The sequence below is a fragment of the Streptomyces spongiicola genome, assembly GCF_003122365.1.
In the GTDB taxonomy this organism is placed as follows: domain Bacteria; phylum Actinomycetota; class Actinomycetes; order Streptomycetales; family Streptomycetaceae; genus Streptomyces; species Streptomyces spongiicola.
Map to the genome: position 1 here is coordinate 4644676 of NZ_CP029254.1, position 11812 is coordinate 4656487.

8 protein-coding genes are annotated in these 11812 nt (G+C 73.0%); 7 read left to right on the top strand and 1 reads right to left on the bottom strand.

Annotated features, from left to right (window positions below):
• The first annotated feature begins 43 nt into the window (after positions 1 to 43).
• The 5 genes from DDQ41_RS20455 (at position 44) to gatB (ending at position 6569) form a co-directional block, all read left to right on the top strand.
• Positions 44 to 2170: a putative bifunctional diguanylate cyclase/phosphodiesterase gene (locus DDQ41_RS20455; RefSeq protein ID WP_109295786.1), complete on the top strand. Its 2127-nt coding sequence runs from the start codon at positions 44 to 46 to the stop codon at positions 2168 to 2170.
• 829 nt (positions 2171 to 2999) lie between these two features.
• Positions 3000 to 3296, top strand: a complete 297-nt coding sequence (gene gatC / locus DDQ41_RS20460; RefSeq protein WP_109295787.1) for an Asp-tRNA(Asn)/Glu-tRNA(Gln) amidotransferase subunit GatC — start codon at positions 3000 to 3002, stop codon at positions 3294 to 3296.
• Between the two features lie 6 nt (positions 3297 to 3302).
• The gene (gatA, locus tag DDQ41_RS20465; RefSeq protein ID WP_109295788.1) at positions 3303 to 4802 is read left to right on the top strand and encodes an Asp-tRNA(Asn)/Glu-tRNA(Gln) amidotransferase subunit GatA; all 1500 of its coding nucleotides are present in this window, start codon (positions 3303 to 3305) and stop codon (positions 4800 to 4802) included.
• Entirely contained in the window at positions 4799 to 5038 is a 240-nt protein-coding gene (locus tag DDQ41_RS20470; RefSeq protein WP_167450267.1) for a hypothetical protein, read from the top strand. Before gatA ends, DDQ41_RS20470 begins: the two co-directional genes overlap by 4 nt.
• Positions 5039 to 5054: 16 nt before the next feature.
• Positions 5055 to 6569, top strand: coding sequence for an Asp-tRNA(Asn)/Glu-tRNA(Gln) amidotransferase subunit GatB (gene gatB, locus DDQ41_RS20475; RefSeq protein ID WP_109295790.1), 1515 nt, complete (start codon positions 5055 to 5057; stop codon positions 6567 to 6569).
• A 380-nt stretch (positions 6570 to 6949) separates the two neighbouring features.
• Here the strand turns inward: gatB and DDQ41_RS20480 are convergent, their stop codons facing one another.
• On the bottom strand, positions 6950 to 7864 hold the full coding sequence (locus DDQ41_RS20480) for a hypothetical protein (protein ID WP_109295791.1): 915 nt from the start codon (positions 7862 to 7864) through the stop codon (positions 6950 to 6952).
• A 620-nt stretch (positions 7865 to 8484) separates the two neighbouring features.
• On the opposite strand from DDQ41_RS20480, the gene DDQ41_RS20490 reads away from it, so the two are divergent.
• Positions 8485 to 11040, top strand: a complete 2556-nt coding sequence (locus tag DDQ41_RS20490; protein ID WP_174720303.1) for an MMPL family transporter — start codon at positions 8485 to 8487, stop codon at positions 11038 to 11040.
• A 110-nt stretch (positions 11041 to 11150) separates the two neighbouring features.
• On the top strand, positions 11151 to 11714 hold the full coding sequence (locus tag DDQ41_RS20495; RefSeq protein WP_109295793.1) for a GNAT family N-acetyltransferase: 564 nt from the start codon (positions 11151 to 11153) through the stop codon (positions 11712 to 11714).
• Positions 11715 to 11812 lie beyond the last annotated feature (98 nt).

Consider the following 11812-nt stretch of genomic DNA (forward strand, 5'->3'; position numbering starts at 1 on the left):
CCACCACGTGGCATCGGCACCGCCGGCTGTGAGAGGGACGGGAATGGAACCGACCGAGAGCGCCGCCCCGGTCTCACGGCCGCGTGGTCTCGCGGGGCTCGCGTTCGTCGCGGGCATCGCGTCGAAGCTGCCGCTCGTCGTCACGGGCATCGCCGCACTCGCCCTGGCGGCCGGGCTCTTCGACGCCCTGCGCGAGGGGCGGGCGCTCTTCCCCGCGGGCGCCGAGGGCTGGTCCCTCGCCGCGCTGACCGCCGTCATCGTCGGCCATCTGGTCGCCCTCGGGCGGGACCGCTGGTGGGGCGGCACGGGTTCCGGTGCCGCCCTGACGCTCGCGGTGCTGCTGCTGTACGGCTGGGTTCCGGCCGCCGTGGTCAGCCTCGCCGTGGTGGTGCTGGTCGGCGCAGCCCGGCGGCACCGCTGGCGGCAGGGCGCCCTGCACGGCGCGGTGGACGTCCTGGGCATCGGCGCGGCCGCACTCGTCCTCGCCGCGTTCGGCGAGGCACCGACCGTCGAGGCCCCCTGGCAGCCCCTGCAGTGGGGACCGGAAGCGATCCCCGAGGTGGTGCTGGCCGCGGCCGCGTACATCGCCGTCACCCGGATGCTGCTCTGGTACGCCCTGGTGCCGCAGGGCAGCGGACTGCCCACGGTCGCCCGCACCGCGCTGCTGCGGCAGGGACTCGTGGCCGTCGCCCTGCTCGGCATCGCCCCGTTGATCTGCGTCGTTGCGACCACCGTGCCGGCGGTGCTCCCGCTGTTCGCCGTGCCGCTGATCGCCCTCGACTCCACCCTGTGGATCGCCCGCGCCCGGGCCGAGGAGCAGCTGCGCGACCCGCTCACCAAGCTCCCCAACCGCCAGTGCCTGCTGGAGCGCACCTGGACGGCGCTGGAGGAGGCCGAGGGGATCGGAGCGCGCTCGGCCCTCGTCCTGATCGATCTCGACCGGTTCCGCTCGGTCAACGACACGCTCGGCCACCTCGCGGGCGACCGGCTGCTGCTCCAGATCGCCGAACGGCTGAAGCTCGCGCTGCCGCGCGGAGCCGAGGCCGCGCGGCTGGGCGGCGACGAGTTCGCCGTGCTGCTGCCCACGACCGACTCCACCACCAGCGCCCAGCGGGTCGCCCGGCACCTGGTGGGCCAGCTCTCCTCACCCCTCGACCTCGACGGGCTCACCCTGGTCCTGGAGGCCAGCGCCGGCCTCGCCGTCTTCCCCGACCACGCCCTCGACGCCGAAGGGCTGCTCAGGCGGGCGGATGTGGCGATGTACCAGGCGAAGCGCGACCGCACCGGCGTCGAGGTGTACGAGTCCAAGCGCGACTCGAACACACCGGACCGGCTCGGACTGCTCGGCGATCTGCGCCGGGCGCTGGACGCGGGCGAGGTGGAACTCCACTACCAGCCGAAGGTCCGCTTCGACGGCCATGTCGCCGGGCTCGAGGCACTGGTGCGCTGGGTGCACCCGGACCGCGGCCGGGTTCCCCCCGACGAGTTCATCGCCATCGCGGAGTCCTCGGGGCTGATGCCGCATCTGACCGAGTACGTGCTGGAGTCCGCGCTGGGCCAGGTCGCCAAGTGGCGCTCCCAGGGCCTCGAGGTGCCGGTCGCCGTCAATGTGTCGCCGCGCGACGTCCACACCCCGGGCTTCGCCGGCTCCGTCGCGGCACGGCTCGCCCGGCACGGCGTCCCGGCGGGCGCGCTGCAACTGGAGATCACCGAGCATGTGCTGCTGGAGGACCCGCAGCGGGCCGGGGACACCCTCGCGGCGCTCACCGGCCACGGCGTGAAGATGTCGCTGGACGACTTCGGCACGGGCTACTCCTCCCTGGTCCATCTGCGTCGGCTGCCGGTCAGCGAACTCAAGATCGACCGGTCGTTCGTCGCCCGGCTCGCGGTCGACGCTGAAGACGCCGAGATCGTCCGCTGCACCGTCGACCTCGCCCACTCCCTCGGACTGCTCGTGGTCGCCGAGGGCGTGGAGGACGACGAGACCTGGGAGCGGCTGCGCGACCTGGGCTGCGACGCGGTGCAGGGCTGGCTGGTCGCGGCGGCGATGCCGCCCCAGGAGACCACGGCCTGGCTGCGGGCCCGGGGCCAGCACGGCTGGCGCCGCCCGGTGGGCGAGCTTCCCGCCGCCCCGTCCGAGGTGGACCGCCCGTCGGGCCTGGTGAACTGAGGGGCGCGTCGAGGCCGACTGCCGGCTGATCCTCCGGCTGGTGGCGTGGTGGCGTGGTGGCGTGGTGGCGTGGTGGCGTGATGGCCCGGTGGCGCGGCCCTGGTGGTGCGGCGGTCTGGCGGCTGGCGGTGCGTGGCCTGCCTGGCCTCACGGTGGCTCGGTGGCTCGATGGCCGGGGGTTTGGGTGCTGGGTACCCGGTTGGCTTGGCGGTGTCGAGGTGTCGAGGTGTCGCGGTCTGGCGCGCTCGGTGGCGCGGCGGTGCGTGGTCTGCCTGGCGGTCCGGTGGCCGGGGGTTTGGGTGCTGGGCGCCCGGTTGGCTTGGCGGTTTCGCGGTCTGGCGCTCCCGGTGGCGCGGCGGTGCGTGGCCTGCCTGGCGGTTCGGTGGCTCGGTGGCCGGGGGTTTGGGTGCTGGGTACCCGGTTGGCTTGGCGGTGTCGAGGTGTCGAGGTGTCGCGGTCTGGCGCGCTCGGTGGCGCGGCGGTGCGTGGTCTGCCTGGCGGTTCGGTGGTTCGGTGGTTCGGTGGTTCGGTGGCCGGGGGTTTGGGCGCTGGGCGCCCGGTGGCCTGGCGGCTTCGCGGTCTGGCGCTCCCGGTGGCGCATGGCCTGCCTGGTGGCATGATGGCGCGGCCCGCGGCCCCGCGGCCCGGCGGCCCGTGACCCTGTCCACCGGGGGCGGTCCCGCCCGGGCGGCGGGCCTCCGCCGTGCGACCCGAGGCACCCTCCGCCTCGGGTGCCGGCCGGGTCCCGCGGCAAAGGGTTTCGCGGGCACCCGGACCTGGCCCATAGGATTGGGCCACAACCATCACACTCACCCCTGAGGATCGCTGCATGCCTGGCATCACGCGCGAGGAGGTCGCCCACCTCGCCCGGCTGGCACGTCTGGAGCTGAAGGCCGAAGAGCTCGACCACTTCGCCGGACAGCTCGACGACATCATCGGCGCGGTCGCCCGCGTCGCCGAGGTCGCCGACCGAGACGTACCGCCGACCTCCCATCCGCTGCCGCTGACCAACGTCATGCGCGCGGACGAGGTCCGTCCGTCGCTCACCTCCGAGCAGGCGCTCTCCTGCGCCCCGGCACAGGAGCAGCAGCGTTTCAAGGTGCCGCAGATCCTGGGGGAGGACTGACCAGCGATGACGGACAGCCCCATCATCAAGCTCACCGCGGCGGAGATCGCCGCCAGGATCGCCTCAGGCGCGCTGACCGCCGTCGAGGTCACCGAGGCGCACCTCGCCCGGATCGAGGCCGTGGACGAGAAGGTCCACGCGTTCCTGCACATCGACCGTGAGGGTGCCCTCGCCCAGGCCCGTGCCGTCGACGAGAAGCGCGAACGCGGCGAGACGCTCGGCCCGCTGGCCGGCGTGCCGCTGGCGCTGAAGGACATCTTCACCACCGCGGGCATCCCCACCACCGTCGGCTCGAAGATCCTCGAGGGCTGGATCCCGCCGTACGACGCCACCCTGACGCGCAGGCTGAAGGAGGCCGACGTCGTCATCCTCGGCAAGACCAACATGGACGAGTTCGCCATGGGGTCCTCGACCGAGAACAGCGCGTACGGCCCGACCGGCAACCCCTGGGACCTGACCCGCATCCCCGGCGGCTCCGGCGGCGGTTCGTCCGCCGCGCTCGCCTCGTACGAGGCGCCGCTCGCCATCGGGACGGACACCGGCGGCTCCATCCGCCAGCCCGCCGCCGTCACCGGCACGGTCGGTGTGAAGCCCACCTACGGTGCCGTGTCCCGCTACGGCATGGTCGCCTTCTCCTCGTCGCTCGACCAGGGCGGTCCCTGTGCCCGCACGGTCCTCGACGCGGCGCTGCTGCACGAGGTGATCGCCGGCCACGACCCGCTCGACTCCACCTCCATCGACGCCCCGGTCCCGCCGGTCGTCGAGGCCGCGCGCAACGGCTCGGTCGAGGGCATGCGCGTCGGTGTCGTCAGGCAGTTCCGCGGCGAGGGCTACCAGGCCGGTGTCGTACAGCGGTTCGACGAGTCCGTGCGGCTGCTGAAGGAGCTGGGCGCGGAGATCGTCGAACTCGACTGCCCCTCCTTCGACCTGGCTCTCTCCGCCTACTACCTGATCGCGCCGTCCGAGTGCTCCTCGAACCTCGCCCGGTTCGACGGTCTGCGCTACGGCCTGCGCGTCGGCGACGACGGCACCCGCTCGGCCGAGGACGTCACCTCGCTGACCCGCGAGGAGGGCTTCGGCGACGAGGTCAAGCGCCGGATCATGCTCGGCACTTACGCCCTGTCGTCGGGCTACTACGACGCGTACTACGGCAGTGCCCAGAAGGTGCGCACCCTCATCAAGCAGGACTTCGAGAGGGCCTTCGAGCAGGTCGACGTGATCGTCTCCCCGACGACCCCGACCACCGCCTTCCCGATCGGCGAGCGCGCCGACGACCCGATGGCGATGTACCTCGCCGACCTGTGCACGATTCCGACCAACCTGGCCGGCAACGCCGCGATGTCGCTGCCCTGCGGACTGGCGCCGGAGGACGGTCTCCCGGTCGGTCTGCAGATCATCGCCCCCGCCATGAAGGACGAGCGGCTCTACCGGGTGGGTGCGGCCGTCGAGGCGGCCTTCGTGGCACGCTGGGGCCATCCGCTGCTGGAGGAGGCACCGTCACTGTGAGTAGCTTGCAGAAGGCCAAGGGCTTCACGAAGTCCCGTACCGGCACGTATGTGTCCATGGCCGCCACCGCGTTCGGAGCCATCGGCGTCGCCAAGCAGGCCAGGAAGGCCCGCCTGGAGCACGACACGCTCCGGCTGGTCGACGCCGCCGTGTCCGCCGCCGCCATCGTCACCGGACTCGCGATCCTCTACCGGGAGCTGAAGCGCCTGGGCGACGACGACGTCCTGCTGGGCTGAGAGGGAAAGTTTCACCGTGACCGTCACGACTGACCTGGTGTCGTACGAGGACGCACTCGCGTCGTACGACCCCGTCATGGGCCTGGAGGTCCATGTCGAACTCGGCACCAGGACCAAGATGTTCTGCGGCTGCTCGACCGGGCTGGGCGCCGAGCCCAACTCGCAGACCTGCCCCACCTGCCTTGGCCTGCCCGGCTCGCTGCCGGTGGTCAACGCGGTCGGCGTCGAGTCCGCCGTCAGGATCGGTCTCGCGCTGCACTGCGAGATCGCCGAATGGTGCCGCTTCGCCCGGAAGAACTACTTCTATCCGGACATGCCGAAGAACTTCCAGACCTCGCAGTACGACGAGCCGATCGCCTTCAACGGCTATCTGGACGTCCAGCTCGAGGACGGCGAGGTCTTCCGCGTGGAGATCGAGCGCGCCCACATGGAGGAGGACACCGGCAAGTCGACGCACGTCGGCGGTGCCACCGGCCGTATCCACGGCGCGTCGCACTCCCTGCTCGACTACAACCGGGCCGGCATCCCGCTGATCGAGATCGTCACCAAGCCCATCGTGGGCGCCGGTGACCGCGCCCCCGAGGTCGCCAAGGCGTACGTCGCCGAACTGCGCGAGCTGATCCGCGCCCTCGGCGTTTCCGAGGCCCGGATGGAGATGGGCCAGATGCGCTGCGACGTCAACCTGTCGCTGATGCCGAAGGGCTCGGAGACGTTCGGTACCCGCAGCGAGACCAAGAACGTCAACTCGCTGCGCAGCGTGGAGCGCGCTGTCCGCTTCGAGGCCCGGCGCCATGCCTCGGTGCTGGGCGACGGCGGCACGATCGTGCAGGAGACCCGCCACTTCCACGAGGACGACGGCTCCACCACGTCCGGCCGGGTCAAGGAGGAGGCGGAGGACTACCGCTACTTCCCGGAGCCCGACCTCGTCCCGGTCGCCCCGTCCCGTGAGTGGGTCGAGGAGCTGCGCGCCGGACTGCCCGAGCTGCCGCGGGTGCGCCGCAACCGCCTCCGCGAGGAGTGGGGCATCTCAGGGCACGACATGCAGTCGATCCTGAACGCGGGTGCGATCGACCCGATCGTGGCCACCATCGACGCCGGCGCCGACCCCGTCTCCGCCCGCAAGTGGTGGATGGGCGAGCTGGCACGCAACGCCAACGAGTCGGGCCGCTCGCTCGAGGAGCTGCCGATCTCACCGGGGCAGGTGGCCCGGGTGACCGCCCTGGTCGCGGACGGCTCGCTCAACGACAAGCTGGCCCGTCAGGTCATCGAGGGCGTGCTGGCCGGCGAGGGCGATCCGGACGCGGTCGTCGAGAAGCGGGGCCTGAAGGTCGTCTCCGACGAGGGCGCGCTGGGCGCGGCCGTCGACGAGGCGATCGCCGGCAACGCCGCCGTCGCCGACAAGATCCGGGGCGGCAAGGTCGCCGCGGTCGGCGCGCTGGTCGGCGCCGTCATGAAGGCCACGCGCGGTCAGGCCGACGCGGCCCGGGTCAAGGAGCTGATCCTGCGGAAGCTCGGTGTGACCGAGGGCTGATCCCGGGCGCTTCGGCACGAGGGGTGGGACACCGAGCCGGTGTCCCACCCCTCTCCGGTTCCCGCCGGCCGGGCGCGCCGTCCCGGTGACCGGTATGCACGGGGCCGGACCGGCATACGGGGGCCGTCCGCGGGCGGGTACCGGCCGGGCGGGTCGCGGCCCGGCCCCGCGGTGCGGACTTCGGCGTGGGCCGTGCCTGCGGACTTCGGCGTGGGCCGCAGGGGCGAGACCGTGCGGACTGCGCGGCGTGAGTCACGCGCGCCTGCCATCCCCGTAGGGCCGGCTCTGCCTGGACGCAGGAGGCCACGCGGCAGCCGGCCGCGGCCCACCGCCAGGCCCGGTCCCTCGCGGGCCGGTACTTCAGCGCCGGGTCAGGTCGACTACGTCCGTATCCCCAGGCCCGGCAGCCACAGCTCGCCGCGGCCGTCGACACCGGCTTCCCGGGCGGACAGCTCCTGCGGCCCGAGCGCGCCGCGCGAACGGAGTTCCGTGACGGCCAGCCGCGCCGCAGCGGTCGGGGAGTTCTCCGCGGCCTCCGGGAACGCCGAATGCCACCAGCCTCGGTCGTGGCCATGCCAACCGCATTGCCGCATGAGCCAGTCCCGCTCCGGGCACTGCTTCGCGTCCCGGTCGTCGATCGCCACCCCCAGTCCCTCGCCCGGACTGTACGAGACGACGAGGTCGCGGCCGGGATCCCGGTCGGCCACCACCGTGAACCCGGCCCAGTCGCCCGGCACCTGCACGGGAAGCTGTTCCGCCCACGCGGCGAGGAGCAGCTCCAGGGCGCTCTCCAACTGCTCCCAGTCGCCGGCGAGCCGATGGTCCGGTCGCCGCCACGGCGACTCGCCCGGCCCGCCGCGGTACAGCTGCCAGCTGTACGGCAGCAGGTCGAAGTCGTGCCGCCGGTCTTTCGACCAGGCGCCGCCCCAGGTGAAGCAGCGGTACTCGCCGCCCTCCAGTTCCTCGGGCCGGTGGACCGAGAGCGTGACGTGGAACCGGTCTCCCGACAGCAGCACCAGCCGGTCCGCGTCGCGCCAGCGGACACTGGGCCCCAGAGCGGATCCGCCGTACAGCGTCGGCTCCCCGATGGCGGCGACGATCGGCCCGTAGACCTCCCGGAACGCCTCGCGCCGCTCCATCCGGGTCGCCTCGGGCGGATGGTGCACGATCGCGACCGGCGGCCCGCCCAGATGATCCCAGGGCGACCGGTGCAGGCGCCGGGCTATCTCGGCGGCCGTGATGGACGAAGTGGCCGTGGTGGCGACGGCGATACGTGATTCCCCCCTACTGGTCATGAGCCCATGGTGGCAGTCCGCGGCGACAGCGCCACCGAATTGGCCCCGACGGCCCGTCGGCCAACGGCGGGATTCCGCCAGGGCCTTCGGGCGGGCGCGCCCCGCGGGCCCGCGCGACCGGCGGACCCGGCCGGGGTGGGTGCCGGATTGTCACGCCGTGATACTGCGGGATCGCGCGACCGCGGACCCGGCCCGAGGGGGCCCCGGCCCGAGCGCGGGCCCGCGTGACCGCGGACCCGGCCCGAGCGAGAGCGGGCGCTCACCGCGTCGCAGGAGGTCGTGGCCGCGCCGGCCCCGGCGGGGAGGCGGTGCTTCGGGCCGGGCTGCGGCGCGGCGAGACCGGCAGCCCCGGCCTCGGGGGAGCGGTTCCGTTCCGATGCGGCGGCGGGCGCGCTGCCGGAGGTCCCGTATCCGGCGCCGGGCGCGATCGACTGCGAGAGCCCCGGCTCCTCCTCGCCGATCGCCTCCGCGACCATTCCCCCACCCCTGTGAGTATGGCCACGAAACGGGCGAAGGGTCCCTAACGATCACTTTCTCCTGAGAGAGTGTTGCGCTGTAGGTCATGTGTTCTTTGCGGGCAGTTCCCAGTGAAGATCCACGAACCACCAGGGAGCTCGTCCGTGTCCGCCATCGCCCGGTGGTGCATCAGGCACCGACTCGTCACCGTCCTGCTCTGGCTGTCGGCCCTCTGCGGCGTCTCGTCGGCCGCGGCGTTCGCGGGTACGGCGTACTCGAACGACTACGACATACCGGGCACCGAGTCGGGCCGGGCCGCCGACCTCCTCCGGGACGGCTTCCACGGTGGCTTCGACGGCGGGGACACCATCGTCTGGCACAGCGCTCAGGGCAGTGTCCGGGCTGCCGCCGTCGAGCAGCGGATGGCGGCCATGCTGGAGGAGGTCGAGCGCCTGGACGGCGTCGCCTCGGTCACCGGCCCGTACGGCGCGTCCCCCGAGCCCCGGTTCGGGGAGGCGGCGGGCGGGTCTTCCGGCGGTGCCCCGGGTGGTACGGGCGGTACGCCGGAAGGCGCGGGCAACACCGGCGACACGGGCAACACCGGCAACACCGGCAACACCGGCAACACGGAGAGTGCAGCCGATGCAGCCGGTGCCGAGGGTGCCGAGGGTGCCGCCGGGGCGGAATCGGCGAAGGACACCGGGACGAGGTCCGGGACGGGCTCCGGGAACGACTCCGGGCAGAGCGCCGGTCAAGCCGCCGGGACGGGCTCCGGGAACGACTCCGGCTCCGGCGCGGGCTCCGCCCAGGACCTCGGCGCGAGTTCCGACAAGCCCGGCGGATCCGCGCAGATCAGCGACGACGGCCGTACCGCCTATGCGACCGTCGCCTTCGAGGGGAAGGCCGGGCACGTCCCAGAGGCCCAGGCGCGAGCCGTCGTCGACACGGCCAGGTCGGCTGCCGGCGACGGTCTCCAGGTCGAACTCGGCGGTCCCGCCACCGCACTCACCGAGACGCCCACCTCGCACCTCGCGGAGATCGTCGGCGTCGCCGTGGCGGCGGTGGTCCTCTTCCTCGCCTTCGGGTCGCTGGCCGCCAGCCTGCTGCCCGTCGCCACCGCGCTCATCAGCGTCGGCGCCGCCTACGCGGGCATCGTGCTCCTCGGCCACGCCATGGACGTGGCGGACTTCGCGCCCGTGCTCGGGTTGCTGATCGGGCTCGGCGTCGGGATCGACTACGCCCTGTTCATCGTCACCCGGCACCGCAAGGGCCTCCGGCGCGGGCTCCCGGTGGCCGAGGCGGCCGAGAACGCCGTGGCGACGACGGGCCGCGCGGTCGTCTTCGCCGGCCTCACCGTCTGCATCGCGCTGCTCGGAATGCTGGTCCTGCGGCTGTCCTTCCTCAACGGAGTGGCGATCGCCGCCTGTCTGACCGTGCTGCTGACCGTGGCCGCCTCCGTGACCCTGCTGCCCGCCCTGCTGTCCTTCATCGGGATGCGCGCGGTCAGCGGCCCGGAGCGCAGGCGGCTCGCCCGGTACGGGCCACGGCCGGAGCTGCCGACCGGGTTCGCCGCCCGCTGGTCCGCCTTCGTGGAGCGCCGCCCGAAGCTGCTCGGGCTGGTCGCCGCCGTCGTGATGGCCGTGCTCGCGCTGCCCGCGTTCTCCCTTCACCTCGGCACCTCCGACCAGGGCAACGCCCCCGCCGCCAGCACCACCCGCAAGGCGTACGACCTGATCGCCGAGGGGTTCGGGCCGGGCACCAACGGACCGCTCACGCTGGTCGCCGCCCTCGACGGTGCCGACGACCGGCTGGCCATGCAGCGGCTGCCCGCGGCCCTGCGGGACACCGAGGGCGTCGCCTCCGTCAGCCCCGTGACGTTCAACAGCCGCTCCGACACGGCCCTGGTCGTCGTCGTCCCGGACTCGGCGCCGCAGTCGCATCGGACCAGCGAACTCGTCGACCTGCTGCGCGCCGATGTGCTGCCCGCCGCCGGGAGCGGGACCTCTCTGGAGGTCCTTGTCGGCGGCGTGACCGCGAGCTACGACGACTTCGCGGACGTGATCGTCGGGAAGCTGCCGCTGTTCGTCGGAATCGTCGTCGCGCTGGGCTGCGCGCTGCTGCTCCTCGCGTTCCGCTCGGTCGGGATTCCGCTCAAGGCCGCGGTGATGAACGTGGCCGCGGTCGCCTCCGCGTTCGGCGTCGTCGTCGCGGTCTTCCAGTGGGGCTGGGGCGCCGAACTGCTGGGCTTCGGCGGCGCGGGACCGATCGAGCCCTTCCTCCCCGTGATCATGGTCTCGGTGCTTTTCGGGCTTTCGATGGACTACCAGGTGTTCCTGGTCAGCCGGATGTACGAGGAGTGGCTGGAGACGCGGGACAACCGGCGGGCCGTAAGGGTGGGCCTCGCCGAGACCAGCCGGGTGATCAACTCGGCGGCGGTCATCATGATCTCCGTCTTCCTCGCGTTCGTCCTCAGCGGTGACCGGGTCATCGCGATGTTCGGCATCGGCCTGGCCACCGCGGTCGCGCTGGACGCCTTCGTCCTGCGCACCCTGCTGGTACCGGCGCTCATGCACATGCTGGGCAGCGCCAACTGGTGGCTGCCGCGCTGGCTGGAGCGCCGGCTCCCGCGCATCAGCATCGAAACCCCCGAGAGCCCGCCACCCCCTCATGCGAAGATCACCGGAGTGCGGGTGGGCGAGGACGGCCCGCTCGCCCGGTAGACCGGTACGAGGACCAACGGCATACCGGTACGAGGTCCATCGGCATACCGGTACGAGGACCACAGAGCGGCCCCGGCACGCGTGACGCGCCACGGGGCGTGAGGAGCGGGATGTTCGCGATACCCCTTGGCGACGGCGCCGAACTGCGGCCCGTCGAACCCTGGCAGGCGCAGGAGTTCCTGGAGCACATCGAACGCGCCCGGGAGTACGCCCGCCCCTGGGTGCCGCTGATGGTGAGGGTGAAGGACGTCGAGTCGGCCCGGGCCCTGCTCCAGGACTTCGCCGACAGGCAGGCCGCGGACACCGGCCGCCTCTGGGCCGTCCGGCAGAACGGCACGCTCGTCGGCGGGGTGCTCTTCCGGGTCTTCGACACCGCGAACGAGACCTGCGAGGTCGGCGTCTGGCTGGAGCCCTCCGCCGCCGGGCGGGGACTGATCGGCAGGGCCGTCGAACCGCTCATCGACTGGGCCGTCGAGGAGCGCGGCATGCACCGCGTCGAATGGCTCGCATCGTCCGCCAACCACCGGTCCATCGCCGTGGCGAAGCGGCTCGGGATGAGCCGCGACGGGGTGCTGCGCGAGAGCTTCCCGTGGCAGGGCGTCCGCCATGACATGGAGGTCTGGTCGGTGCTTGCGCCCGAGTGGCGGGCACGCCGCGCGGCCGGCGGCCGCTGAGGCACCGGCCGCGCGGTGCCGCTGAGCGACGGGCCGCGCGGGGCGGGGAGTACACGGGGACGGCCTCCGGCGCCGCCGGGCGAGCGGCCGTCCGGCGA

Bases quoted from the DNA above. Each gene is read 5' to 3' on its own strand.
- DDQ41_RS20495 (WP_109295793.1), top strand. From the start codon at position 11,151: ATGTTCGCGATACCCCTTGGCGACGGCGCCGAACTGCGGCCCGTCGAA.
- DDQ41_RS20455 (WP_109295786.1), top strand. From the start codon at position 44: ATGGAACCGACCGAGAGCGCCGCCCCGGTCTCACGGCCGCGTGGTCTC.
- DDQ41_RS20480 (WP_109295791.1), bottom strand. From the start codon at position 7,864: ATGACCAGTAGGGGGGAATCACGTATCGCCGTCGCCACCACGGCCACT.
- gatC (WP_109295787.1), top strand. From the start codon at position 3,000: ATGCCTGGCATCACGCGCGAGGAGGTCGCCCACCTCGCCCGGCTGGCA.
- gatA (WP_109295788.1), top strand. From the start codon at position 3,303: ATGACGGACAGCCCCATCATCAAGCTCACCGCGGCGGAGATCGCCGCC.